This is a genomic window from Streptomyces sp. Je 1-369 (genome assembly GCF_026810505.1).
GTDB lineage: Bacteria > Actinomycetota > Actinomycetes > Streptomycetales > Streptomycetaceae > Streptomyces.
Genome location: NZ_CP101750.1, coordinates 6366084 through 6391287, shown reverse-complemented (window position 1 = coordinate 6391287; position 25204 = coordinate 6366084). Strand labels below are relative to the sequence as shown.

Annotated in this window: 16 protein-coding genes and 2 pseudogenes; 2 read left to right on the top strand and 16 right to left on the bottom strand. The window is 70.9% G+C overall.

From position 1 onward, the window contains the following. Positions 1-425: 425 nt before the first annotated feature. The 10 genes and pseudogenes from ispG to NOO62_RS29025 form a co-directional block, all read right to left on the bottom strand. The gene (ispG, locus tag NOO62_RS29070; RefSeq protein ID WP_150215887.1) at positions 426-1583 is read right to left on the bottom strand and encodes a flavodoxin-dependent (E)-4-hydroxy-3-methylbut-2-enyl-diphosphate synthase; all 1158 of its coding nucleotides are present in this window, start codon (positions 1581-1583) and stop codon (positions 426-428) included. Between the two features lie 191 nt (positions 1584-1774). Beyond that, complete coding sequence (locus NOO62_RS29065) at positions 1775-3076, bottom strand: M50 family metallopeptidase (protein WP_268773765.1); 1302 nt, start codon at positions 3074-3076, stop codon at positions 1775-1777. Further along, the gene (gene dxr, locus NOO62_RS29060; RefSeq protein WP_268773764.1) at positions 3073-4341 is read right to left on the bottom strand and encodes a 1-deoxy-D-xylulose-5-phosphate reductoisomerase; all 1269 of its coding nucleotides are present in this window, start codon (positions 4339-4341) and stop codon (positions 3073-3075) included. The genes NOO62_RS29065 and dxr overlap by 4 nt, the downstream gene beginning before the upstream one ends. Before the next feature lie 55 nt (positions 4342-4396). Then, entirely contained in the window at positions 4397-7120 is a 2724-nt protein-coding gene (gene secA / locus NOO62_RS29055) for a preprotein translocase subunit SecA (RefSeq protein ID WP_268773763.1), read from the bottom strand. 41 nt (positions 7121-7161) lie between these two features. Then, a pseudogene (locus NOO62_RS29050) lies at positions 7162-7353 on the bottom strand (phosphotransferase-like protein); the annotation flags it as partial. A gap of 171 nt (positions 7354-7524) precedes the next feature. Further along, entirely contained in the window at positions 7525-9468 is a 1944-nt protein-coding gene (locus NOO62_RS29045) for an acyl-CoA dehydrogenase family protein (RefSeq protein WP_268773762.1), read from the bottom strand. A gap of 78 nt (positions 9469-9546) precedes the next feature. Beyond that, positions 9547-10428 (bottom strand): SDR family NAD(P)-dependent oxidoreductase, encoded by an 882-nt coding sequence (locus tag NOO62_RS29040; RefSeq protein ID WP_268773761.1) that lies wholly within the window; start codon positions 10426-10428, stop codon positions 9547-9549. Between the two features lie 164 nt (positions 10429-10592). Beyond that, the gene (locus tag NOO62_RS29035) at positions 10593-12038 is read right to left on the bottom strand and encodes an aldehyde dehydrogenase family protein (protein ID WP_268773760.1); all 1446 of its coding nucleotides are present in this window, start codon (positions 12036-12038) and stop codon (positions 10593-10595) included. A 176-nt stretch (positions 12039-12214) separates the two neighbouring features. Further along, on the bottom strand, positions 12215-13909 hold the full coding sequence (locus NOO62_RS29030; RefSeq protein WP_268773759.1) for a PucR family transcriptional regulator: 1695 nt from the start codon (positions 13907-13909) through the stop codon (positions 12215-12217). Positions 13910-14138: 229 nt separating this feature from the next. Then, the gene (locus NOO62_RS29025; RefSeq protein WP_268773758.1) at positions 14139-16319 is read right to left on the bottom strand and encodes an ATP-binding protein; all 2181 of its coding nucleotides are present in this window, start codon (positions 16317-16319) and stop codon (positions 14139-14141) included. 241 nt (positions 16320-16560) lie between these two features. Between NOO62_RS29025 and gabT the strand changes: the two genes are divergently transcribed. Then, complete coding sequence (gene gabT / locus NOO62_RS29020; RefSeq protein ID WP_268773757.1) at positions 16561-17895, top strand: 4-aminobutyrate--2-oxoglutarate transaminase; 1335 nt, start codon at positions 16561-16563, stop codon at positions 17893-17895. A gap of 416 nt (positions 17896-18311) precedes the next feature. Then, positions 18312-18974, top strand: coding sequence for a phosphatase PAP2 family protein (locus NOO62_RS29015; RefSeq protein WP_268773756.1), 663 nt, complete (start codon positions 18312-18314; stop codon positions 18972-18974). Here the strand turns inward: NOO62_RS29015 and NOO62_RS29010 are convergent. The 6 genes and pseudogenes from NOO62_RS29010 to NOO62_RS28985 all read right to left on the bottom strand — a co-directional run. Continuing rightward, a pseudogene (locus tag NOO62_RS29010) lies at positions 18928-19965 on the bottom strand (chitinase); the annotation flags it as partial. The gene NOO62_RS29015 and the pseudogene NOO62_RS29010 sit on opposite strands and share 47 nt — an antisense overlap. Before the next feature lie 275 nt (positions 19966-20240). Continuing rightward, positions 20241-20726, bottom strand: a complete 486-nt coding sequence (locus NOO62_RS29005; RefSeq protein ID WP_268773755.1) for a hypothetical protein — start codon at positions 20724-20726, stop codon at positions 20241-20243. Positions 20727-20834: 108 nt separating this feature from the next. Continuing rightward, positions 20835-22253 (bottom strand): NAD(P)/FAD-dependent oxidoreductase, encoded by a 1419-nt coding sequence (locus NOO62_RS29000; protein WP_268773754.1) that lies wholly within the window; start codon positions 22251-22253, stop codon positions 20835-20837. Between the two features lie 34 nt (positions 22254-22287). Next, entirely contained in the window at positions 22288-23088 is an 801-nt protein-coding gene (locus NOO62_RS28995; protein ID WP_268773753.1) for an ABC transporter permease, read from the bottom strand. Then, positions 23088-24023, bottom strand: coding sequence for an ABC transporter permease (locus NOO62_RS28990; protein ID WP_268773752.1), 936 nt, complete (start codon positions 24021-24023; stop codon positions 23088-23090). The genes NOO62_RS28995 and NOO62_RS28990 overlap by 1 nt, the downstream gene beginning before the upstream one ends. Then, positions 24020-25189 (bottom strand): ABC transporter ATP-binding protein, encoded by a 1170-nt coding sequence (locus NOO62_RS28985; RefSeq protein ID WP_268773751.1) that lies wholly within the window; start codon positions 25187-25189, stop codon positions 24020-24022. Before NOO62_RS28985 ends, NOO62_RS28990 begins: the two co-directional genes overlap by 4 nt. Positions 25190-25204: the final 15 nt, after the last annotated feature.

The following is a 25204-nucleotide window of genomic DNA, read 5'->3' as shown; positions in this document are numbered from 1 at the left end:
CCGAAAGTGCAGGGCCGCCCCTACGGGACAAGGCCGTGCAGGGTGAACGGGCGGGCGGGGGGAGGCAACCGCCACGCAGCGGCGGGGGGGGGCGCGGGCTCGGTGTGGGGGCGTGGGGGTCCTACGGGACAGGGCCGTGCGGGGTGAACGGGCGGGTGGGTGGGAGGGGGACGCCGCGCAGCGGCGGCATGGAGGGCGCGGGTTCGGTGCCCGGCCTTTACGGGGCAGGGCCGTGTGGGGTGCGCGAGGGGGGGGCGCCGCGAGGCAGGGCAACCGGGGGGGGCAGGGCACCCGCGGGGCAGGGCAACCGGCGAGGCCGGGCACCCGGGGCGGTGCCGGGGGTGCCCTGGGGGCAGGGGTGGGGGCGGGTGTGGGTGTGCCCCCGTTCCTCCGGGGGGAGGCGGGGGCACGAGGGAGTGCGCGGGTCAGCCTGCGACGGAGATCGTGGGCTCGCCGGAGGCCACTCCGTCCTTTTCCATCTGCTCCGCAATCTTCATCGCCTCATCGATCAGCGTCTCCACGATCTTGGACTCGGGCACCGTCTTGATGACCTCGCCCTTGACGAAGATCTGGCCCTTGCCGTTGCCGGAGGCGACGCCGAGGTCGGCCTCGCGGGCCTCGCCGGGTCCGTTCACGACGCAGCCCATGACGGCGACGCGGAGCGGGACCTCCATGCCGTCGAGGCCGGCGGTGACCTCTTCGGCGAGCTTGTAGACGTCGACCTGGGCGCGGCCGCAGGACGGGCAGGAGACGATCTCCAGGCGGCGCTGGCGCAGGTTGAGGGATTCGAGGATCTGGATGCCGACCTTGATCTCCTCCGCGGGCGGCGCGGAGAGGGAGACACGGATCGTGTCGCCGATGCCCTCGGAGAGCAGCGCGCCGAACGCGACGGCGGACTTGATCGTGCCCTGGAAGGCGGGGCCCGCCTCGGTCACGCCGAGGTGGAGCGGGTAGTCGCACTGGGCCGCGAGCTGGCGGTACGCGTTGACCATGACGACCGGGTCGTTGTGCTTGACCGAGATCTTGATGTCGCGGAAGTCGTGCTCCTCGAAGAGGGACGCCTCCCAGAGGGCCGACTCGACGAGCGCCTCGGGGGTCGCCTTGCCGTACTTCTTGAGGAGGCGCGCGTCCAGGGAGCCCGCGTTGACGCCGATGCGGATCGGCGTGCCCGCGTCCTTCGCGGCCCGCGCGATCTCCTTGACCTTGTCGTCGAACTGCTTGATGTTGCCCGGGTTGACGCGGACCGCCGCACACCCGGCGTCGATCGCCGCGAACACGTACTTCGGCTGGAAGTGGATGTCGGCGATCACCGGGATCTGCGACTTGCGCGCGATCGTGGCGAGCGCGTCCGCGTCGTCCTGCGTCGGGCAGGCGACGCGCACGATCTGGCAGCCGGAAGCCGTCAGCTCCGCGATCTGCTGCAGCGTGGCGCCGATGTCGGACGTGCGCGTCGTCGTCATCGACTGGACCGAGACCGGTGCGTCGCCGCCCACGGCCACCGTGCCGACCTGGATCTTACGGCTGACCCTTCGGTCGGCGAGCTTGGTCGGAACGGACGGGATTCCGAGCGATACGGCAGTCATCTGGCGAGCATCCCCAAGAGTGTGGATCACGGAGTGTCGAGCACTACGTGTGCTTTCAGGTCCCGAGATCGGCGGGCTCCGGATTCGAGATTACGGCACCCCACCGGGCCCGGGCACATCACGTCCGGAAGTCCACCCAATGGTGGGCGACCCGACACACAAGGTGCCGGGGCGCCGTAAATTTCTCGTAATCAGGAGATTCTGACCGGGTTCACCACGTCCGCGATGAGGACGAGGATCGTGAAGCAGATGAAGATCCCCGCCACCACGTAGGCGACCGGCATCAGCTTGGCGACGTCGAACGGGCCCGGGTCGGGGCGGCGCAGGACCTTCGCGGCGTTGCGGCGCAGGGACTCCCACAGGGCGCCCGCGATGTGGCCGCCGTCGAGCGGGAGCAGCGGCAGCATGTTGAAGAGGAAGAGCGAGAGGTTGAAGCCCGCGATGAGGAACAGCATCATCGCGATCTGGTTCTCCGGCGGGATGTCCAGGGTGAACACGTCGCCGCCCACGCGGGCCGCGCCGACGACGCCCATCGGGGAGTCCTGCTTGCGTTCGCCGTCGCCGAACGCCGCGTTCCACAGGTCGGGGATCTTGGACGGCAGGGCGATGATCGACTCGACGCCGTTCTCCATCATGTCGCCCATGCGGTCGACGGAGTCGCCGAAGGACTGCTGCACGATGCCGGTGGCGGGGGTGAAGCCGAGGAAGCCGGCGTAGACGTACTTGCCCTCCACGTACGCGCCGTCGCCGTCGGTCTTGGTGACCTGGTTCCTGATGAGGTTGGCGTGCAGGTCGACCCGCTTGCCGTCGCGCTCGACCGTGATCGTGGCCGGGCCGATGGTCTCGCGGATCTTCGACTGGAGCGCGGACCAGTCGTCGACGGACGTGCCCTGGAAGGCGACGATCTTGTCGCCGGGCTTCAGGCCTGCCGCCTTGGCGGGCGCGGCCTTGTCGCCCTTCTCGCACTTGGCGCGGTTCTCGCTCTGCTGGATGACGCAGTCGGAGACCTTGCCGACCTGGGTCGTCTGGCTGCTGATGCCGAACGTCATCATCACGCCGAGGAAGATCGCCACGGCGAGGATCAGGTTCATGAACGGCCCGGCGAACATCACGATCACGCGCTTCCAGGGCTTGCGCGTGTAGAAGAGGCGGGTCTCGTCGCCGGGCTTGAGCTCCTCGAACGCCGCCGAGCGCGCGTCCTCGATCATGCCGCGCCAGGGGGACGTGGACCGTGCCTCTATGCGGCCGTCGGCGCCGGGCGGGAACATGCCGATCATGCGGATGTACCCGCCGAGGGGGATCGCCTTGACGCCGTACTCGGTGTCGCCCTTCTTGCGCGAGAAGAGGGTCGGTCCGAAGCCCACCATGTACTGCGGCACGCGGATGCCGAACATCTTGGCGGTCGACAGGTGCCCCAGTTCGTGCCAGGCGATCGAGAAGAGCAGCCCGATCACGAAGACGACTATCCCGAGGATCATCATCAGTGTCGTCATGCACGGGCCTCCGCGGTCGTCTTTGCTGCCAGTTCGCGTGCCCGAGCACGCGCCCAGGTCTCCGCTTCGAGGACGTCCGCGACGGTCAGGGAGGTTCCCGGCCCGCCGGTGACGGCGGTCTCGTGTTCCTCCACCGTCCTCGTGACGGTCTCCATGATGCCGTTGAAGGGCAGCGCGCCCTTCAGGAACGCGTCCACGCACTCCTCATTGGCGGCATTGAACACTGCCGGGGCCGTGCCCGCGAGCTCTCCGACGTGCCGGGCGAGCCCGACCGACGGGAACGCGTCGTTGTCGAGGGGGAAGAATTCCCAGCTCGACGCCTTCGTCCAGTCGAAGGCGGGGGCGGCGCCGGGGATGCGCTCGGGCCAGCCGATACCGATGGCGATGGGGCCGCTCATGTCGGGCGGGGTGGCCTGGGCGAGGGTCGAGCCGTCGGTGAACTCCACCATGGAGTGGACGTACGACTGCGGGTGGACGACGACCTCGATGCGGTCGAAGGGGATGTCGTAGAGCAGGTGCGCCTCGATGACCTCGAGGCCCTTGTTGACCAGCGTCGCGGAGTTGACGGTGATGACCGGGCCCATGGCCCAGGTGGGGTGCGCCAGCGCGTCCTCGGGGGTGACGTTCGCCAGGTCGGCCTTGGTACGTCCCCGGAAGGGGCCGCCGGAGGCGGTGACGACCAGTTTCCGTACGTCCGCGCGCGTGCCCGCGGCCAGTGCCTGGAAGAGCGCGGCGTGCTCGGAGTCGACCGGGATGATCTGGCCGGGCTTGGCGAGCGCCTTGACGAGGGGCCCGCCGACGATGAGGGATTCCTTGTTGGCGAGCGCGAGGGTGCGGCCCGCCTCGAGGGCGGCGAGCGTCGGCGCGAGGCCGATGGAGCCGGTGATCCCGTTGAGGACGGTGTGGCAGTCGGACGCGGCGAGCTGTGCCGCGGCGTCGGGTCCGGCCAGGATCTCGGGCAGCGCCTCCCCCGCGGCGTACTGCCCCTTCAGTGCCTCGCGCAGTGCCGGTACGGCGTTCTCGTCGGCGACCGCGACCGTCCCGACCCGCAGCTGACGCGCCTGCTCGGCGAGGAGGCCGACGCGGCCGCCCGCGGCGGACAGCGCGGTGACGCGGAAGCGGTCCGGGTTGCGCCGGACGAGATCGATGGCCTGGGTGCCGATCGAACCCGTGGAGCCGAGGATCACGATGTCCCGCGGCCCGTCCCCCGTGAGGGGGTCGAAGACGAGATGCGGGTCGGCGAGTGGGGATGCGCTGTCGCTCATCCCCCTATTGTGGCCGCATCCCGGGCCCGGCCCGACAGGGCGTGCCCGATCCGGGTCACCCCTTCTTGTCGCGGGTGTCGCCGCCGGTGTCGCCGCGAATGTCGTCACGGGTGTCCTCACGGGCGTCGAAACCGCCCTCCTGGACGCCCTCCGCGGTGTCCATCGTCGGTGCGCTGAAGCGGAGTTGGCCTTCGGCCTTGCGCGCCTCCAGGCTCTCGGCGCGGACGTCCAGGTTGAAGAGGTAGCCGACGGACTCCTCCTTGATGGCGTCCATCATGGCGGTGAACAGGTCGAAGCCCTCTCGCTGGAACTCGAACAGGGGGTCCCTGCCGAGGTAGGACCGCATCCAGATGCCCTCTTGGAGGTAGTCCATCTCGTACAGGTGCTCGCGCCATTTCCGGTCGAGGACGGAGAGCACCACGCGGCGCTCCAGTTCGCGCATGACGTCGGGGCCGAGGGCGCGCTCGCGTTCCTCGTAGCGTGCGTGGATGTCGTCGGTGAGGGTCTCGGTGATCAGCGGCGGGGTCACGTCGGCGCGGCCGCCCGCCTCCCGGTCGAGGTCGGCGGTGGTGACGCGGGCGGGGTAGAGCAGGCGGCAGGCGGTCCAGAGCCGCCCCAGGTCCCACTCCTCCGCGAAGCCGTCCGCGGTCTCGGCGGCCACGTACGCGTCGATGGTGTCGGCCATGAAGTGGTGCACCTGTTCGCGCAGGTCCTCGCCCTCCAGGACACGGCGGCGCTCCTGGTAGATGAGGCCGCGCTGACGGTTGAGGACCTCGTCGTACTTGAGGACGTTCTTGCGGGTCTCGAAGTGGTGCTGCTCGACCTGGGACTGTGCGGAGGCGATGGCGCGGGTCACCATCTTGTTCTCGATGGGCACGTCGTCGGGGACGTTGGCCATGAGCATGACGCGTTCGACGAGTTCGGCGCGGAACAGGCGCATCAGGTCGTCGCCGAGCGAGAGGTAGAAGCGGGAGCGTCCTGGGTCGCCCTGGCGGCCGGAGCGGCCGCGCAGCTGGTTGTCGATGCGGCGCGACTCGTGGCGTTCGGTGCCGAGGACGTAGAGGCCGCCGAGGCCGGTGACCTCGTCGTGTTCGGCGGTGGCCTCGGCGGTGATGCGGTCCAGGGCCGTGCGGTATCCGTCCGGGTCGCCCTCCGGGGTGCGGCCGTCCGCGCGGAGCTCGGCCTCCGCCATGGCGTCGGGGTTTCCGCCGAGCATGATGTCGGTGCCGCGGCCCGCCATGTTCGTGGCGACGGTGACGGCGCCCTTGCGGCCCGCCTGCGCGACGATCTGTGCCTCGCGCAGGTGGTTCTTGGCGTTGAGCACCTCGTGCCGGATGCCGCGCCCGGCGAGCAGGGCGGAGAGGTGCTCGGACTTCGCGACGGAGACGGTGCCGACGAGGATCGGCTGCCCCGTGCGGTGTTTTTCGATGATGTCGGCGACGACCGCCTCGAATTTGACGGACTCGTCGCGGTAGATGACGTCGGGCTTGTCGGCCCGGATCATCGGTTTGTTGGTGGGGATGGGCACGACGTGGAGTTTGTAGATCTGGTGGAACTCGGCGGCCTCCGTCATGGCCGTGCCGGTCATTCCGGAGAGCTTTCCGTAGAGGCGGAAGAAATTCTGCAGGGTGATCGTGGCGAGCGTCTGGTTCTCGTCCTTGATCTCCACGCCCTCCTTGGCCTCGATGGCCTGGTGGACGCCTTCGTTGTAGCGGCGTCCCGCGAGGATGCGGCCGGTGTGCTCGTCGACGATCAGAACTTCTCCGTCGGTGACGACGTAGTCCTTGTCCTTCTTGAAGTGCTCCTTCGCCTTGAGCGCGTTGTGCAGCTGGCCGATGAGCGAGGTGTGGGCGGAGTCGTAGAAGTTGTCGATGCCCAGCTGGTCCTCGAGGAATTCCACGCCGCTGTCCAGGATGGCCACGGTGCGTTTCTTCGGGTCGTACTCGTAGTCGTACGCGGCGCGCAGTTCCGCGAGTTCCAGTTTGCGCTGGGGTGCCGTGTACTTCTCGTCCTGCACCGCGATGCCCCGCATTCCGCGGACGGCTTCGGCGAAGAATCCGTACCAGTGTGTCGGCTGGTCGGCGGGGCCCGAGATGATGAGGGGGGTGCGGGCCTCGTCGATGAGGATGGAGTCCGCTTCGTCGACGATCGCGAAGTGGTGCCCGCGCTGCACCAGTTCGCTCTTCGACCAGGCCATGTTGTCGCGCAGGTAGTCGAAGCCGAATTCGTTGTTCGTGCCGTACGTGATGTCGCAGGCGTAGGCGGCGCGGCGGTCGTCCGGGCTCATGTCCGCCTCGATGACGCCGACGGTCAGACCGAGGAAGCGGTAGGCGCGGCCCATCCACCGGGCGTCGCGCTCGGCCAGGTAATCGTTGACCGTGACGAGGTGAACTCCCGCACCGGCCAGGGCGTTCAGATACGCGGGCAGCGTGGCGGAGAGGGTCTTTCCCTCGCCCGTCTGCATTTCGGCGATGTTGCCGAGGTGGAGTGCCGCGCCGCCCATCACCTGGACGTCGAAGTGGCGCATGCCGAGGACGCGCCGGGCGGCCTCGCGGACGGTCGCGAAGGCCTCGGGGAGCAGCGCGTCGAGGCTCTCCCCGTCGGCGTGCCGCTCCTTGTACTCGTCGGTGAGAGCGCGGAGTTCGGCGTCGGAGAGCCGCTCCATCTCGCCCTCTATGGAGTTGACCTGATCCCGGACGCGTTCGAGTTTGCGCAGCATTCTGCCTTCGCCCGCGCGCATGATCCTGCCGGTGAGTTGATCCAGCCTGAGGACGGCCATGGCGACCCCTCCTTGGGGCGGTCCGCCCATTGTGGGCTGGGTCACACGGCGGCAGCAATGGTCCGCGCGCACTCCATCGACTCGGTGTGGGCGGTGTCGATCTCCACGTCGTAGACCGTGCGGGGGTGGACGATCTCGGCCTGGGACGCGTCCATGCCCACGGCCCGGTCCCCTCGCGCGATCCCGCGGGCCTCGGCGGTCGCGGCGTCGCACCGGACGCCGACCCACAGCACCGGCGCGGGTCATCGCGGCGACCCGATTCCCTGGGATCGGCGCCGGGCGGCGCGTCTTCGGGCGTCACCAGCGCCTGCACCGCCGCCCGCCGTCCTGCGGCAGGTCCACTGGGGCACGAGGGCACGGTCCGGGGCGCCGGGGCGACGTCCCGGACCAGTGCCGACGGCCGCTCATCCCTCCTTGATCACCCTGCGCACGTCGGGCCGTGGCGTGGCGGGCAGCGCGGTGTCCGCGATCCACGGGCCGTCACCGGAGGGGTCGACGATCCCTTCCTCCAGCCAGGTGTACGTCCCCGAGAGGACGCCCTTGACCACCTTGCGGTCCAGGTCGTCGGTGTTGGTCCACAGCCGGCCGAAGAGCTCCTCGATCCGGATGCGGGACTGGCGGCAGAAGGCGTCGGCCAGTTGGTACGCCTCGCGGCCGTGGTCCTCGGTGGTGCGCAGGAGTTCGGCGCGTACGCACGCCGCGCTCATCGCGAACAGCTCGGCGCCGATGTCGACGACACGGCCGAGGAAGCCCTGCTTGGTCTCCATCTTCCCCTGCCAGCGGGACATGGCGTAGAAGGTGGAGCGGGCCAGCTTGCGGGAGCCCCGCTCGACGTAGCGCAGATGACCGGAGAGGTCGGGGTGCCCCTCCGGGTGGAACTCGGCGTACGAGCGCGGTAGTTGGCCGGGCCCGGCCACCAGCTTCGGCAGCCAGCGGGCGTAGAAGCCGCCGGCCCGCGCACCCGCCTTCGCCTTGTCGGACAGGGTCTTGTCGGGGTCGATGAGGTCACCCGCGACCTTCAGGTGGGCGTCCACCGCCTCGCGGGCGATCAGCAGATGCATGATCTCGGTGGAGCCCTCGAAGATGCGGTTGATGCGCAGGTCGCGCAGGATCTGCTCGGCGGGCACGGCGCGCTCGCCGCGGGCCGCGAGGGACTCGGCGGTCTCGAAGCCGCGGCCGCCGCGGATCTGGACGAGCTCGTCGGCCATCAGACAGGCCATCTCGGAGCCGTACAGCTTGGCGAGGGCCGCCTCGATGCGGATGTCGTTGCGGTCCTCGTCGGCCATCTGCGAGGAGAGGTCGAGGACGGCCTCCAGTGCGAACGTCGTCGCCGCGATGAAGGAGATCTTCGCGCCGACCGCCTCGTGGAACGCGACGGGCTTGCCCCACTGCTCCCGCGCGGCCGACCACTCGCGGGCGATCTTCAGACACCACTTGCCCGCGCCGACGCACATGGCGGGCAGCGAGAGCCGACCGGTGTTGAGGGTGGTGAGGGCGATCTTGAGGCCCGCGCCCTCGGGTCCGATGCGGTGGGCGGCGGGGACCCGTACGTTGTGGAAGCGGGTCACGCCGTTCTCCAGCCCGCGCAGGCCCATGAACGCGTTGCGGTTCTCGACGGTGACGCCCTCGGCCGCCGCTTCCACGACGAACGCGGTGATGCCGCCCTTGTGCCCCTCGGACTTCGGCACCCGCGCCATGACGACGAGCAGGTCCGCGACGACGCCGTTGGTGGTCCACAGCTTCACGCCGTCCAGGACGTACTCGTCGCCGTCGGGCACCGCCATGGTGGCCAGACGTGCTGGGTCCGAACCGACGTCGGGCTCGGTGAGCAGGAACGCGGTGATGTCGGTACGGGCACAGCGGGGCAGGAAGGCGTCCTTCTGCTCCTGCGTGCCGAAGATCTTCAGGGGCTGCGGTACGCCGATCGACTGGTGCGCGGAGAGCAGCGCGCCGATCGCGGGGCTGGCGGAGCCGACGAGGGCGAGGGCCTTGTTGTAGTAGACCTGCGTGAGGCCGAGTCCGCCGTACTTCGTGTCGATCTTCATGCCGAGGGCGCCGAGCTCCTTGAGGCCGTTGAGCACCTCGTCGGGGATCTTCGCCTCACGTTCGATGCGGGCCGAGTCGATCTTCGTCTCGCAGAAGTCGCGGAGCTTGGCGAGGAACTCCTCGCCGCGCTGCGCGTCCTCGTCGGGCGGCATCGGGTGCGGGTGGACGAGGTCGAGACGGAATCGGCCGAGGAAGAGTTCCTTGGCGAAGCTCGGCTTGCGCCAGTCCTGTTCGCGGGCGGCCTCGGCGACCTGCCGGGCCTCGCGTTCGCTCACGGACGGTTTGGGGGTTGGTGCGGACATGAGGAGCTCACCTCGCCGCGGAGTGGGGGCCGTCGGGCCGGTCGGCCCGATCGTGACCCGGTCGGTTACTGACTGGTGCTACTGGATCGTTGGTACCCGATCCGCCCCGCTCCTACCAGTCCTCGCGCAGCGTTCGCTCCCTCGGGGGAGGCCGAGGAGACGGTGGGTCAGCTCCATCAGTCGGGCCCTCGCCCCGGTGTCGTACGCCTGCTCGTGGGCGCGGGTGTCGGTGTACCGGTCGAAGTAACGGCCGGTGGTGCCGTCGAGTTCGGGGTCGACGAGGAGCCGCACGGTGGGCCGCACCCCTTCTTCCACGCCGACGAGCGGGGCGAGGCCGTACGCCCGCACGCCCTCGGTGTCCATGAGGTGCGCCGGGTGGAGGGCGTTCACGGTCACGCCGGTGCCTTCGAGCTCGGCTCCGAGCTCGACGGTCGCCATGATCATGGCGAGCTTGCTGCGGCAGTAGGCGCGCAGCCCTTCGTAACCGTGCTCCAGCATGACGTCGTCGAAGTCGACCGCCTCCTGCCCGATCGAGGCGACGTTGACGACGCGGGCGGGCGCGGACGCGGTGAGCAGGGGCAGGAGTCCGCGTACGAGGGCGTAGGGGGCGAGGTGGTTCACGGCGAACCGCAGCTCGTGGCCCTGCGCGCTGAACTCCCGCCGGAGGGGTTCGGCGCCACCGCCCGCGACGGCATTGTTGACGAGCCCGTCGAGCCGGGGTTCGGCGGCGGCGACCTCGGCGGCCAGTGCGCGCACCTGGTCGAGGTCGGCCAGATCGGCGAGATAGGTGCGGACGGCGGCGTCCGGGGCGTGGTCCCGCACCTCCGCGGCGACGGCGTCCAGGCGGGCGCGGTCGCGGCCGTGCAGGAGGACGGTGTGGCCGCGGGCGGCGAGGTCGAGTGCGATGCCGCGGCCCAGGCCCTGGGACGCGCCGGTGACGAGGGTGGTGTGTCTGTCCATGCGGACCACGCTGAGGGCGCGGGGAGGCGGGTGGGGAGAGCGTGCGGGGCCTGGTGTCACCACCACCAGGCAGACCCCGCGGAGTACGAGAACGGCCGGAGCCCCCGCACAGTGGGCTCCGGCCGTTGGCCTCGGGACGCGATCGGTCTCCGGGACGCGCGGTCCTACAGGGCGAGGCCCGTCAGGACCATGACGCGCTCGTACGTGTAGTCGTCCATCGCGAAGCGCACGCCCTCGCGGCCCACGCCGGACTGCTTCACGCCGCCGTACGGCATCTGGTCGGCGCGGTAGGAGGGTGCGTCGCCGATGACCACGCCGCCGACCTCCAGGGCGCGGTGCGCGCGGAAGGCGGTCTGGAGGTCGTGCGTGAAGACGCCCGCCTGGAGGCCGTACTTGGAGTCGTTGACGGCGTCGAACGCCTCGGCCTCGCCGTCCACCTTCTTCAGGGTGAGGACGGGGCCGAAGATCTCCTCGCAGGCGACGGTGGTGTCGGCGGGTACGTCGGCGAGGACGGTCGGCGCGTAGGACGCGCCGTCGCGCTTGCCGCCGGTGAGCACCTTGGCGCCCGCCTTCGCGGCCTCGTCGACCCAGGACTCCACGCGCTTGGCGGCGTCCTCGTTGACCAGCGGGCCGACCTCGGTCGCCGGGTCGGACGGGTCACCGGTGACCTGCGCCTCGACGGCCTTGACCACGCGCGGCACGAGCCGGTCGTACACGGACGCGTCCGCGATGACACGCTGCACGGAGATGCAGGACTGGCCGCCCTGGTAGTTCGAGAACGTCGCGATGCGCGAGGCGGCCCAGTCGAGGTCCTCGTCGGAGGAGTAGTCGCCGAGGACGACGGCCGCGCCGTTGCCGCCGAGCTCCAGGGTGCAGTGCTTGCGCGGCACCGAGTCCATGATCGCGTAGCCGACCTTCTCGGAACCCGTGAAGGAGATGACCGGCATCCGCTCGTCCTGGACGAGGGCGGGCATCTTGTCGTTGGCGACCGGCAGGATGCTCCACGAACCGGCGGGCAGCTCCGTCTCGGCGAGCAGCTCGCCGAGGATGAGGCCGGAGAGCGGGGTGGCCGGGGCGGGCTTGAGGATGATCGGCGCGCCGACCGCGATGGCCGGGGCGATCTTGTGCGCGCAGAGGTTCAGCGGGAAGTTGAACGGTGCGATGCCGAGGACGACGCCCTTGGGGAAGCGGCGGGTCAGGGCGAGACGGCCCTGGCCGCCGGCGTCGGTGTCCAGGCGCTGGGCCTCGCCACCGTTGAAGCGGCGGGCTTCCTCCGCGGCGAACCGGAACACGGAGACGGCGCGGCCGAGCTCGCCGCGGGCCCACTTGATCGGCTTGCCGTTCTCGGCGGAGATCAGCTGGGCGATCTCCTCGGTGCGCTCGACCAGGCGGTTCGACACGTGGGTGAGGGCGGCGGCGCGGACGTGGGCCGGGGTGGCGGCGAATTCGTCGCGCACGGCGTACGCGGCGGCGACGGCTTCCTCGACCTGGGCGTCGGTCGGTACGGCGGCCTTGCCGACCACCCGTCCGTCCCAGGGAGAGGTGACGTCGAAGGTGGTCTCGCCGGTGGTCTGGCGACCGGCGAGCCAGAAGGCGTGGATGGAAGTCATGTCGATTCCGGCCCTTCCGCGGTGGTGTGTCTGGGGGGTACGTCCCTCACGGTAGGGGCAGGGGGAGGAGCTGACGTTTGTCCTACGCGGAGTACTGGCCGGGGGCCTTGCGCCGCTCTGTATGTGTCCCGGCAGGTCGGCCCCCCGAAAGCCGCCTTTTGACCTTGCGGGGCGCTTCAGTCCGAGTTCGTTGACGTTGCCTTCAGGGAGAGCCAGAGCTCCATGCGGACGTCCGGGTCGTCCAGGGAGCGGCCGAGGATTTCTTCTACCCGGCGCATGCGGTAGCGGAGGGTGTGGCGGTGGACGCCGAGGTCCGCCGCGGCCGCGTCCCACTGGCCGTGGCGGGAGAGCCAGGCGCGGAGGGAGGCGACGAGGTCGCCGCGGCCGGTCGCGTCGTGTTCGTGCAGGGCGCGGAGGAGGCCATCCGCGAACGCCCGCACCGCGTCGTCCGCGAGGAGCGGCAGGACGGACCCCGCGGCCAGCTCCTCGTGCTCGACGAGCGCGCGGCCGCGGCGCCGTGCGACGGACAGCGCCTGTTCCGCCTGCTTGTACGCCGTCGCCGCGGCGATCGGCCCGGCCGGCGCGGACAGGCCCATCACCAGTTCGCCCTCCTCGACGGAGGCGGATACAGCGGCGTCGCGTCCCGCCGCGCCCCGGCCCGCCTCAAGCGCCGCCGCATACTCCCCGCACGCCCGCACGCCCGCGCCCCCGTCCACGACGAGCAGCACGAGCCGTTCCCCGTACGGGACGACGAGCAGCGCCTCGCCGGAGCGTGCGGCCGCGGCCTCGACGACGTCGACGAGTCCGGCGAGCGGGTCGCCGTTCCCGGAGGCGTCGGCCACCGCGGCGAGCACCGCGGCGGAGGCGGTGCCGGGCCTCGCGTCGGCCGCGCCGTTGTCCTCGGCGCCCGCCCGCACCCGCGCCGCGGACGCGGACGCCACCTGGGCGACGACGAGGCGAAACGGCGCGTCGAGGAGGCTTCCGTACAGCTCACCGGCGACCGTCCGCGCGTGGTCGGGCTCCCCCGCGAGCAGCATCCGCAGGACCGCCGCGCCGATCCGCTGCTCGGCGGCGTGCAGGGAGCGGGAGCGTTCGGTGGTCAGGGTGAGGAGGGCGATGGCGGAGTGGACCGCGTAGCGTTCGGCGGTGCCCAGGGTTGACGCCGTGCCCACTGCGAGCGCCGCCCGCGGCCTGCGTCCCGTGCCGAGCGAGTGCAGCTCCACGCGGTCCTCGGTGCCCGCGACGACGGAACTCGCGGGCGCCGGACGCTCCCTGAGGCGTTCCACGTCGGCGGTGACCCGGGCGGCCCTGCGGTTGGCCCACTCCGGCGCGGCGGCGACGACGGCGCCCGACGCGTCGTACAGCGCGGCCCACCCGTCGACCTGCCCGGCGAGCGCGAGGAGCAGCCCCTCGTGGCCGTCGCTCAGCGCCTGTTTGGTCAGCTCGCGCTGGGCGGCGAAGCCCGCCGTCACGGCGCGGTACTGCTCGGCGGCGATCGCGGCGGACACGGCCTTGCTGATGGCGAGGAACGGGGTGCGCCGCGGCACCTCGATGAGCGGCAGGTCGGCCTCGGCCGCGGCGTCGAGGAGGGCCTGCGGGATGTCGGGGTAGTGCACGCCGACGGCGAAGCCGAGCCCGACGACTCCGGCGTCGGCCAGCCGCTTCACGTACCGCCGCATGGCGTCCGGGTCCTCCGCGTCCAGCTTGAGCGCGGTGATCAGGAGGAGTTCGCCGCCCTCCATGTAGGGCACGGGGTCGGCGAGCTCGCTCGCGTGCGCCCAGCGCACGGGGGCGTCCAGGCGTTCCTCACCCGCGCGCACGGTCAGCTTGAGCGCGGAGTGGTGGACGAGCGAGGCGAGCGTGGGCGGCATGGGACCTTCAGGTCTGCGGCAGGCGGGGCGGGTGGTTTTCCCGGCCCCCGGTTCGCGGGCGCCGGATGTGGATCTTTTGGCCGGTCCGTATGAACGACCTGTGTCGATTCTGCCTCACCGTATGGTGCGCCAGAGACCGAACTCCCCGTACGTGTGATCCGGCGCCTTCTCGGCACCGGACCTTCCGGGTGCCCCGTCCACACCGCTTCAGGCCGGGCCCCGCACCGCTTCAGGAGCGCAGGTCCACCAGGAGCGGGGGCGCGTGCTCCCCGCCTACGTCCGTCAGGGACAGCACCGCGTGTCCCGGCGGCACCCCGTGTGCCAGCTCGGACGCGGACCATCGCTCACGTTCGACCTGCCGGACGGTTACGGCGCGGGCCGTCGGCGCGTTGCCGGTGATGACGCGGCGCAGCATGTGCACGGTTTTGCCGAGTGGGGTCTCGGCGATGATCTGCCGGTCGGTCACATCGCGCGCCTCTGTCCACTCCTTGCCCCAGACCTCCGCGAAGTCCTGGCCGTCCCACGGCGTGAGCCCGGAGAGCGCCATGCGGCAGCCGATCGCGCCGAGCAGCGGTGTGCGCAGCGGACGGGGTACGTCGTCGAGCGTACGCAGGGTCATGACGACGCCCGCGTTGGCGGACCGCAGCCGCTGGACCCGGCGTACGGATTCCGGGGTGATCGTGCCCGACGCGTCGTCGAGGACCAGGCAGGCGAAGAGGGAGCGGTCCTCGCGTCCGGCGGCGGTCGCCGTGAACTGGGCGAGGACGAGGCGGGCCAGGATCCGGGAGGCGTCGGCGTGCCCGCGCTCGGGGAGGTCGATGCGGACCCGTACGGGGTGGTCGAGGGCGCGCAGCGAGAACGGGGTGCTGTGGCCCGAGGTGTCGAAGAACGGTGCGAAGGCGGGGCGGTCCAGGAGGGCGATGCGGTCGGCGAGGACCGCGCCCGGGTCGCCGGGGTGGCCCAACTGGCGTTCGCGGGCGTCGAGTTCCCTGATCATCGCGTCCTGCCCCGCCGACTGCAGCGCCTTGCGCAGGGCGGCGAGCGGTCCCGGTGAGCCGTCGAGCAGGGCGCGCAGCTCCGGCACCGAGGGGAAGCGCCGGTGGACGGCGAGGAAGGGGCCGAGGAGCTGGGCGAGGCAGGTCGTGGAGCGGCGGCTGTCACCGCTCGGGTGCGGGTCGACGAGGTCGCCGACGAGGGCCTCGGCGAGCACGGCCGCGGCCTCGTCCGGGTCGTTGGTGCCGCCGTACAGGTCGAGGTCGTACACGGAGTCGGGCTGCCCGATCCGGACGATGACGTCGTAGTCCTCGGCGGGCCCGAGCCCCGCGCCGGCCGCCCCGACGACGACCACGGCGGCCCGCCCGGCGAGCGCGCCGAGGCAGAGCGACTCGGCGAGCGGCCACACCACGCGGGCGGTCTTGCCGGTGCCGCCGGGGCCGACGGCGAGCAGTGAGGTGCCGAGCAGGTCGGGTCCGAGGGCGAGCCCGGTGCCGCGGTAGGCGTAGGGGTTGCGGGGGTCGTCGGCCGTCGTCCCGAGGCGCACCTGCGCCGTGGCGAGGTCGTGCCGGGCGGCGCGCGCGGGCAGGTCCCGGTCCCCCGAGGGGTGCGGGCAGGCGCGGGCGCCGTCGCGTACGACGGCGTCGCTGAAGACCGACATGGGGCTGCGTCCGGCGCGTACGGAGCGCCAGGCCCGCGCGATCCGCGCGTGGTCCACGTCCCGCATCAGTCCCGCCTGTGCGTCGGCGGCGAGCCGGTCGGCGGCGGCCTCCGCGCCCGCGGCCCGCAGTTGTGGCCAGCGGGCGGGGTCGTCCTCGGGGGCGGGCGGCGGCGGGGGCGCGTCGGGGCGGCGCAGCCGGGGGGCGACGAAGCGGCGCCAGACCTCGCCCCAGCGGCCGAGCCTGCCGACGCCGATCATGATGGCGAGCACGATGACGACGTAGTAGCCGTTCCATACGACGGCGTTGCCGATGCGGCCCCCGTCGTAGAGCCAGGCGTCGGGCAGGAACAGCTCGATCGGCAGCACCCACCAGCCGCCCAGGTACCCGTTCCACAGCAGCGACCAGAGCAGCCACCCGACCAGGAACGAGATCAGCGCGCCGCTCAGCAGCTGCCGCGTAGGGACGATCTCCGGCTCGAGCTCCGGCCGTGGCTTGTGCGCGAACCGCCAGATGCCGGGCAGGGCGGCGGGCCGGGGCGCGCGCAGCCAGGCGAGGAAGGCGGCACCGTCGGGCAGCGCCGACGCTCCAGGGGCCTGCGGGGGCCGGGGCGGCAGACCTGCGGCCGGGCCCCGCGCGCCCGGCGGAGGCGGCACGGACCCGTGCGCAGGCGGTACGGCCCCCAGTGGGGGCGATGCCGGGCGCGGCACCGGCGTGGCATGCGTGCCCTGCGCGTCCTGCGTGCCGTCGGAATCCACGATTCTTGCCCCCTGGCCAGCCGCTCTCCTGTTTCGCGGGTCAATCTAGTGCCCCCGCGGGGGGAGCTCACCGGATACGCGCCCGGCGGTGCGCGCTCCGCTATGTCCACCACGGACAACCGCCACGCCGAACGACTCCCCCATGGAGCATGCCCACCCCCTGGTGCCGCCCCTAATCTGCGAAGAAAGCAGTAGAGCGTCCGTATCGTCGCCCCACCCCCGTCAGCAACAGGAGCCCCTCATGACTGCCCTTCCGCAGGAGCGCCGCGTCGTCACCGCCATCCCCGGTCCGAAGTCGCAGGAGCTGCAGGCCCGCCGTACCGCCGTGGTCGCCGGTGGCGTGGGCTCCGTGCTGCCCGTGTTCGCCGCGCGTGCGGGCGGCGGCATCATCGAGGACGTCGACGGCAACCGTCTGATCGACTTCGGTTCCGGTATCGCCGTGACCTCCGTGGGCGCGTCCGCCGAGGCGGTCGTCCGCCGGGCGAGCGCCCAGCTCCAGGACTTCACCCACACCTGTTTCATGGTCACGCCGTACGAGGGCTACGTCGCCGTCGCCGAGGCGCTCGCGGAGCTCACGCCGGGTGACCACGAGAAGAAGTCGGCGCTGTTCAACTCCGGTGCCGAGGCCGTCGAGAACGCCGTCAAGATCGCCCGTGCGTACACCAAGCGCCAGGCCGTCGTCGTCTTCGACCACGGCTACCACGGCCGTACGAACCTGACGATGGCGCTGACCGCCAAGAACATGCCGTACAAGCACGGCTTCGGCCCGTTCGCCCCCGAGGTCTACCGCGTCCCGGTCGCCTACGGCTACCGCTGGCCGACCGGCGCCGAGAACGCCGGTCCCGAGGCCGCCAAGCAGGCCATCGACATGATCGGCAAGCAGGTCGGCGCCGAGAACGTCGCCGCGATCATCATCGAGCCGGTGCTCGGCGAGGGCGGCTTCATCGAGCCGGCCAAGGGCTTCCTGCCGGAGATCGTGAAGTACGCCAACGACAACGGCATCGTGTTCGTGGCCGACGAGATCCAGTCCGGCTTCTGCCGTACGGGCCAGTGGTTCGCCTGTGAGGACGAGGGCATCGTCCCGGACCTCATCACCACCGCCAAGGGCATCGCGGGCGGTCTGCCGCTCGCCGCCGTCACGGGCCGCGCCGAGATCATGGACGCCCCGCACTCGGGCGGCCTCGGCGGCACCTACGGCGGCAACCCGGTGGCCTGCGCCGGTGCGCTCGGCGCCATCGAGACCATGAAGGAGCTCGACCTCAACGCCAAGGCGAAGAACATCGAGGCCACGATGAAGGCCCGCCTCACCGCCATGGCCGAGAAGTTCGACATCGTCGGCGACATCCGCGGCCGCGGCGCGATGATCGCCATCGAGCTGGTCAAGGACCGCACGACCAAGGAGCCGAACCCCGAGGCGACCGCCGCGCTGGCCAAGGCCTGCCACGCGGAGGGCCTGCTCGTGCTGACCTGCGGCACGTACGGCAACGTCCTGCGGTTCCTGCCGCCGCTGGTCATCGGCGAGGACCTGCTGAACGAGGGTCTGGACATCATCGAGGGCGCGTTCGCCCGCGTCTGAGCGCGGCATGTGAAGAAGGTGTGCGGGCCCCATGACGGGTTGCTGTTCCGTCTGTCGGCCCGCCATCCGCTGCCGTACGGTTTCTGCAGATGAGAGAAACACCCCGCCCACAGGGGACTGTGGGCGACACCACGGCGGAGCCTCCCCAGCCCCGTCCTGGTAGTGCCTTCGCGCACACACCCGGAGCCTCCAGCTCCGGAACTCCTCACCGATCGGACGGCCGCTCGCCCCACACCCCCCGGGGCGCGCGGACCCCCGATCCGGAAGACCGCTTCGGAGACTCCCCCGACGGACCCGCGTGAGCAGGTCCCCTCGGACAGTCCGGGCCGGTCGGCCACCGAAGGGCCGGCGCACTCCCCCCCCTTGCGTCGGCCCTTCGGCATGTCCGGGTCTTACGCCGTGCCAGGCTGTAGCGCATGTCCGCAACCCCGGCCCCGCGGCGGCCGGCCCTCACCCCCTCGCTGAGTGTTCTCCTCTTCACGCTCCTGACCTGGCAGGTCGTCGCCGAAGGGCCGCTGCGCCGCGCCGACGAACGCGCGGCGCGCGCCCTCACCGGCAGTCGGCTGCCGGACCGTGCCGCGGAGTTCCTCGCCGACCTCGGCAACGCCACGGTGGCCGTGCCGGTGCTGGTGGCCGTGGCCGCGTACACCGCCTGGCACGCGCGCCGGAGCGGTACGTTCCGGTGGTGGCTGCCCGCCGTCGCCGCGCTCGTCGCCATGGCGGCCGTGCCCGCGCTGGTCGCCCCGCTCAAGGCGGTGATCGACCGCCCGGGGCCGCCCGGTATGGCGGGCGACGGCGGCTTCTACCCCTCCGGCCACGCGGCGACGGCCGCCGTCGCCTACGGAGCGGCGGTACTGCTCCTGCTGCCGCTGCTCCGTGGCGCGTACGGCCGTCGCGAACTGGTCATCGGTTGCTGCCTGTTGAACGTGGCGATCGGGTTCGGACTCGTGCGGCGGGGCTACCACTGGCCGCTGGACGTGGTGGCGAGCTGGTGCCTGGCCGCGGTGCTGCTGTGGGCGATGGTGCTGGTGGTCAGCCGAAGTACGCGTCGAAGTTCTTCGAGAACTCCCGGTTGTTGAAGCGGTCCCAGTTGATCGACCAGGTCATGAGGCCGCGCAGGTCCGGCCAGGTCCCGTGGGTCTTGTACGAGCCGCAGTTGCTGCCCTTGGTGAGGCAGTCCAGGGCCTTGTTGACCTCGCCCGTCGACACATGGCCATTGCCCGCGTTGACAGAGGCGGGCATGCCGATGGCGACCTTCCGGGGCGGCAGCGGCGGGAAGACGTTGTTCTTGTCGCCCGCCACGGGGAAGCCGGTGAGCAGCATGTCGGTCATCGCGACGTGGAAGTCCGCGCCGCCCATGAAGTGGTACTGGTTGTCCAGGCCCATGATCGGCCCCGAGTTGTAGTCCTGGACGTGCAGCAGCGTCAGGTCGTCGCGCAGGGCGTGGATGACCGGCAGGTACGCGCCCGCGCGCGGGTCCTGGCCGCCCCACTTGCCCGTTCCGTAGAACTGGTGGCCGAGCTGCACGAAGAAGGTCTCGGGCGCCATGGTGAGCGTGAAGCCCGCGCCGTACTTGGCCTTGAGGGTCTTCACCGCGGAGATCAGGTTGACGATCACCGGGGTCTTCGGGTTCTTGAAGTCGGTGTCGTCGGCGTTGAGCGAGAGCGAGTGGCCCTCGAAGTCGATGTCCAGGCCGTCGAGTCCGTACTCGTCGATGATCTTCGAGACCGAGGCGACGAAGGTGTCGCGGGCCTGCGCCGTCTTCAGCTGGACCTGCCCGTTCTGGCCGCCGATGGAGATCAGGACCTTCTTGCCCGCCGCCTGCTTGGCCTTGATCGCGGCCTTGAACTCGTCCTTCGTCTCGACGTTCGGGCACTCCGCCTTGGGACAGAGGTCGAAGCGGATGTCCCCCGAGGTCGCGGAGGTCGGCTCGCCGAAGGCGAGGTCGATGATGTCCCAGCTGTCGGGGGTGTCGGCGAGCCGCGTGTAGCCGGAGCCGTTGGCGAAGCTGGTGTGCAGATAGCCGACGAGGGCGTGGTCGGCCGCCGCGGGGGCTGCCGTCACGGGGGCCGTCGCCTCAGGGGCCGCCGTCGCGCGGGTCGAGAGCAGGCCGGACGCGGCGAGCGCGCAGGCCGCGACGGCGACCACGGCGGCGCGTCTCACGCGGCTCGCGGGGCTGGTTCGGGGAAACACGGAGCGATCCACAACTGCCTCCGTACATGGGGGGAATGGGAGGGCGGGTCGCGCACAACTTGGTCCAGACCAATCGAGTTGTCAAGGTTTCCGGCAGCGCACGCGCACGCCACGCCGTCCTCCGCGGCGCACGCCTCACCGTCCGCGGCGGCTCACGCCTCACCGTCGTGGCCGTTGTCCGCCAGCCGCGCCGCCGCCTCGTGCATCGCGAGTTCCAGGACGCCCGGGTCGGTCAGCGTCCCCGAGCCGTCCGGCGGGACCAGCCAGCGGACGCCGCCCGCGGCCCGCCCCGGATGGGGCACGACGACCCAGGTGCCGCGCCCCGCACCCCGCACCCCCGTGCCGAGCCAGCGGGACACCGTGCCCGGTGGCACGAAGAACCCCATGCGCTCGTCGCCGAAGTCGGCGAGCACGGGGCCGGGGCGGTCGACGCAGCGGGCAAGCACGTCGAGCGTGGGGTAGCCGAGTTCGCCGGGCAGGATCAGCACGTCCCAGCGCCGGCCCGCCGGCAGGAGAGCCACCCCCGCAGGGTTGCGCTCCCACTCCCAGCGGCAGACCTCCGGATCCGGCGCCACCGACACCAGCCATTCGATAGCCGACCGCGCCGACCTCGCTCCCGAGTCACCCGAGCCAGTCATGGCAAGACCTTCCTTCCCTGTGCGACAACATGCGCGTCACGGGGGAGAGAGGCCACGGGCCGGAGCATTACGCGGGTTTCGACGGCCAGTTGCTTCTTGCGGCAATCCTCAGCTGTCGAAGCCGAGCCCCAGCTTGTCCATCGTCTTCAGCCACAGGTTCCGCCTGCCGCCGTTGGCGTCGGAGCGGGCCAGCGACCACTTGGTCAGCGCGACACCGGTCCACGCGAACGGTTCGGGCGGGAACGGCAGCGGTTTGGTCCGCACCATCTCCAGCTCCGTACGCTCCGTCCGCTCGCCCGCGAGGAGGTCGAGCATGACGTCGGCGCCGAACCGGGAGGCCCCGACACCGAGGCCCGTGTAGCCCGCCGCGTACGCGACGCGCCCCTTGTGGGCCGTGCCGAAGAAGGCCGAGAACCGCGAGCACGTGTCGATCGCGCCGCCCCACGCGTGCGTGAAGCGGACCCCCGCCAGCTGCGGGAAGCACGTGAAGAAGTGTTCGGCGAGCTTCGCGTACGTCTCGGGCCTGTCGTCGTACTCGGCGCGCACCTTCCCGCCGTACGGGTAGATCGCGTCGTAGCCGCCCCACAGGATGCGGTTGTCGGCAGAGAGCCGGAAGTAGTGGAACTGGTTGGCGCTGTCGCCGAGGCCCTGGCGGTTCTTCCAGCCGATCGCCGCCAGTTGCTCGTCGGTCAGCGGCTCGGTCATCAGCGCGTAGTCGTAGACCGGCACGGTGTACGGGCGCAGGCGCTTGACCAGCGAGGGGAAGACGTTCGTGGCGAGCGCGACATGGCGGGCGAAGACCCTGCCGTACGGCGTGCGGACGGCCATGCCGGCGCCGGAGGACGCCAGTTCCAGCGCGGGCGTGTGCTCGTAGACGCGTACACCCTTCTCCAGGCAGGCCCGCTTCAGGCCCCACGCCAGCTTCGCCGGGTGCAGCATGGCGACGCCCTCGCGGTCCCAGAGACCGCCCAGGAACGTCGGCGAGTCGACGTGCTCGCGCAGCGCGTCCGCGTCCAGGAGCTCGGAGCCCGCGGCGAGGCCGTGCTCCGCCATCTCCTCGTACATCTCGCGGAGTTCGGCCATCTGGTGCGGCTCGGTGGCGACGTCGATCTCGCCGGTGCGCTCGAAGTCGCAGTCGATGGCGTACCGCTTGACGGCCGCCTCGATCTCGTCGAGGTTGCGGGCGCCGAGCTCCTCCAGCTTCTCGATCTCGCCGGGCCAGCGGGACAGGCCGTTGGCGATGCCGTGGGTGAGGGAGGCGGCGCAGAAGCCGCCGTTGCGGCCGGACGCGGCCCATCCCGCCTCGCGGCCCTCGACGAGGACGACGTCGCGGCTCGGGTCACGCTCCTTGGCGATGAGCGCGGTCCACAGGCCGCTGTACCCGCCGCCGACGACGAGCAGGTCGCACCGCTCGTCGCCGGTGAGGGCGGACTCGGGGGCGGGCCTGCCGGGGTCGTCGAGCCAGAAGGACACCCGCTTGGCGTCGGAGAGGGACTCGGTGAAACGGGTCATGGCACCAGGGGCCATGATTTCCACTCCTTCAGAAACAGTTGGTGCGCTGTCACGCCTGCTTGTTGCGGCGCTTTCCGATGAGCATTCCGGAGAGTACGAGAAGGACGGCGACGAGGAACATCGCCGTGCCGATCACATTGATCTGAACGGGCGTGCCCCGCTGCGCCGATCCCCAGACGAACATGGGGAAGGTCACAGTCGAGCCCGCGTTGAAATTCGTGATGATGAAATCGTCGAAGGAGAGCGCGAAGGCGAGCAGCGCGCCCGCCGCGATACCGGGTGCGGCGATCGGCAGCGTCACCCGCAGGAACGTCTGCACGGGACCGGCGTAGAGGTCCTGGGCGGCCTGTTCCAGGCGCGGGTCCATCGACATGACGCGCGCCTTGACGGCGGTCACCACGAAGCTGAGGCAGAACATGATGTGGGCGATGAGGACTGTCCAGAAGCCGAGCTGCGCGCCCATGTTGAGGAAGAGCGTGAGCAGCGAGGCGGCCATGACGACCTCGGGCATCGCCATCGGCAGGAAGATCAGCGAGTTGATGGCGCCGCGGGCGCGGAACCGGTAGCGCACGAGCGCGAAGGCGATCATCGTGCCGAGCACGGTCGCGCCGATCGTCGCCCAGGTGGCGATCTGCAGGCTCAGGGAGAGGGAGCCGCACATGTCGGCGACGCCGCACGGGTCCTGCCACGCGTCGAGCGAGAATTCCTGCCACGAGTAATTGAAGCGGCCCTTCGGTTTGTTGAAGGAGAAGACCGTGACGACGATGTTCGGCAGGAGCAGGTAAGCGAGTGTCAGCAGGCCCGCGATGACGACGACATTGCGCCGGAGCCAGCGGAAGAAGGCGGCCATCAGACGAGATCCTCCGTCCCCGACTTGCGGATGTAGAAGGTCACCATGAAGAGGATGGCGGCCATGAGGATGAAGGAGAGCGCGGCGGCCGTCGGGTAATCCAGAATGCGCAGGAACTGCGTCTGGATGACGTTGCCGACCATGCGGGTGTCGGTGGATCCGAGCAGGTCGGCGTTGACGTAGTCACCGGCCGCCGGGATGAAGGTGAGCAGTGTCCCGGAGACGACTCCCGGCATGGAGAGCGGGAAGGTCACCTTGCGGAACGTGGTGGACGGCTTGGCGTAGAGGTCGCCCGCGGCCTCGTGCAGCCGGCCGTCGATGCGCTCCAGCGAGGTGTAGAGCGGCAGGATCATGAACGGCAGGAAGTTGTACGTGAGTCCGCAGATCACCGCGAGGGGTGTGGCGAGGACCCGGTCGCCCGCCGTGACGCCGAGCCAGCTGGTGACGTCCAGGACGTGCAGGGAGTTGAGGGCGCCCACCACCGGGCCGCCGTCGGCGAGGATCGTCTTCCACGCCAGCGTACGGATGAGGAAGCTGGTGAAGAACGGCGCGATGACCAGGACGAGGATGAGGTTGCGCCAGCGGCCCGCGCGGAACGCGATGAGGTAGGCGAGCGGATAGCCGAGCAGCAGGCACAGGATCGTGGCGGCGCCCGCGTAGAGCACCGAGCGCAGGAACTGCGGCCAGTAGTCGGTGAGCGCGTCCCAGTAGGTCGCGAAGTGCCAGGTGACCTTGAAGCCCTCTTCGAGGGAGCCGGTCTGCACGGACGTCGATGCCTGGTAGACGAGCGGCAGCGCGAAGAAGACGATCAGCCAGAGGATGCCGGGGAGCAGCAGCCAGTAGGGGACGAGCCGCCCGCGCTTGCGGGGTGGGCGTGCGGGTGGCTCCTCCGGGGCGGGCGCCGTCGGCGGTGGTGCGTCGGTCACGGTCGTCATGCGGAGGCGTCCTCCTCGACCTTCTCGACGCCCGCCTCGGCGTCCTGGGCGGCGTCCAGGCCGAAGGTGTGTGCGGGGTTCCAGTGCAGGACGACCTCGGCGCCGGGGGTGAGGCGGCCGTCGCGCTCGATGTTCTGCGCGTACACCTCGAAGGAGGGGCAGACGGGGCTGTGGACGACGTACTGCGTCGACACTCCGATGAAGCTGCTGTCGGCGATGCGCCCGGTGATGCGGTTGCGGCCCTCGGGGATCTGTCCCGCGTCGTCGGCGTGGGTGAGGGAGATCTTCTCCGGGCGTACGCCGACCAGGATCTTGCCGCCGGTGGCGGTGGGGCCGGTACATCGGGCGGCGGGCAGGGTCAGCTTGCAGTCGCCCGCCTTGACGACCATGTCGTCGCCGCTTCCGGCGGCGCCCTCCTGGATGTCCGCTTCGATGAAGTTGGACGTGCCGAGGAAGTTCGCGACGAACGTCGTGCGCGGATTCTCGTACAGGTCGGCGGGGGCGCCGAGCTGCTCGACGCGGCCGCCGTTCATCACGGCCACGGTGTCGGCCATGGTCATGGCCTCCTCCTGGTCGTGCGTGACGTGCACGAAGGTGATGCCGACCTCGGTCTGGATGCGCTTGAGCTCCAGCTGCATCTGGCGGCGCAGCTTGAGGTCGAGGGCGCCGAGCGGCTCGTCGAGGAGGAGCACCTTGGGGTGGTTGATGAGGGCGCGGGCGACGGCGACACGCTGCTGCTGGCCGCCGGAGAGCTGGTGCGGCTTCTTGCGGGCGTGTTCGCCGAGCTGCACCAGGTCGAGCATGTCGCCGACCTGGCCCTTCACGGACTTGATGCCGCGGCGGCGCAGTCCGAAGGCGACGTTCTCGAAGATGTCCAGGTGCGGGAAGAGCGCGTACGACTGGAAGACGGTGTTCACGGGCCGCTTGTACGGCGGCAGGGCCGTGACGTCCTGGTCGCCGAGGTGCACGGTCCCCGAGCTGGGTTCCTCCAGGCCCGCGATCATGCGGAGCGTGGTGGTCTTGCCGCAGCCGGACGCCCCGAGCAGCGCGAAGAAGGAGCCCTGCGGCACGGTGAGGTCGAGCGGCTGCACGGCGGTGAAGGAGCCGTACGTCTTGCTGATCCCGGAGAGACGGACGTCGCCGCCGGTTTCTTGAGCAGAGGTCATGGTGGGTCCAGGGGA

Bases quoted from the DNA above. Each gene is read 5' to 3' on its own strand.
- ispG (WP_150215887.1), bottom strand. From the start codon at position 1,583: ATGACTGCCGTATCGCTCGGAATCCCGTCCGTTCCGACCAAGCTCGCC.
- NOO62_RS29065 (WP_268773765.1), bottom strand. From the start codon at position 3,076: ATGACGACACTGATGATGATCCTCGGGATAGTCGTCTTCGTGATCGGG.
- dxr (WP_268773764.1), bottom strand. From the start codon at position 4,341: ATGAGCGACAGCGCATCCCCACTCGCCGACCCGCATCTCGTCTTCGAC.
- secA (WP_268773763.1), bottom strand. From the start codon at position 7,120: ATGGCCGTCCTCAGGCTGGATCAACTCACCGGCAGGATCATGCGCGCG.
- NOO62_RS29045 (WP_268773762.1), bottom strand. From the start codon at position 9,468: ATGTCCGCACCAACCCCCAAACCGTCCGTGAGCGAACGCGAGGCCCGG.
- NOO62_RS29040 (WP_268773761.1), bottom strand. From the start codon at position 10,428: ATGGACAGACACACCACCCTCGTCACCGGCGCGTCCCAGGGCCTGGGC.
- NOO62_RS29035 (WP_268773760.1), bottom strand. From the start codon at position 12,038: ATGACTTCCATCCACGCCTTCTGGCTCGCCGGTCGCCAGACCACCGGC.
- NOO62_RS29030 (WP_268773759.1), bottom strand. From the start codon at position 13,909: ATGCCGCCCACGCTCGCCTCGCTCGTCCACCACTCCGCGCTCAAGCTG.
- gabT (WP_268773757.1), top strand. From the start codon at position 16,561: ATGACTGCCCTTCCGCAGGAGCGCCGCGTCGTCACCGCCATCCCCGGT.
- NOO62_RS29015 (WP_268773756.1), top strand. From the start codon at position 18,312: ATGTCCGCAACCCCGGCCCCGCGGCGGCCGGCCCTCACCCCCTCGCTG.
- NOO62_RS29005 (WP_268773755.1), bottom strand. From the start codon at position 20,726: ATGACTGGCTCGGGTGACTCGGGAGCGAGGTCGGCGCGGTCGGCTATC.
- NOO62_RS29000 (WP_268773754.1), bottom strand. From the start codon at position 22,253: ATGGCCCCTGGTGCCATGACCCGTTTCACCGAGTCCCTCTCCGACGCC.
- NOO62_RS28995 (WP_268773753.1), bottom strand. From the start codon at position 23,088: ATGGCCGCCTTCTTCCGCTGGCTCCGGCGCAATGTCGTCGTCATCGCG.
- NOO62_RS28990 (WP_268773752.1), bottom strand. From the start codon at position 24,023: ATGACGACCGTGACCGACGCACCACCGCCGACGGCGCCCGCCCCGGAG.
- NOO62_RS28985 (WP_268773751.1), bottom strand. From the start codon at position 25,189: ATGACCTCTGCTCAAGAAACCGGCGGCGACGTCCGTCTCTCCGGGATC.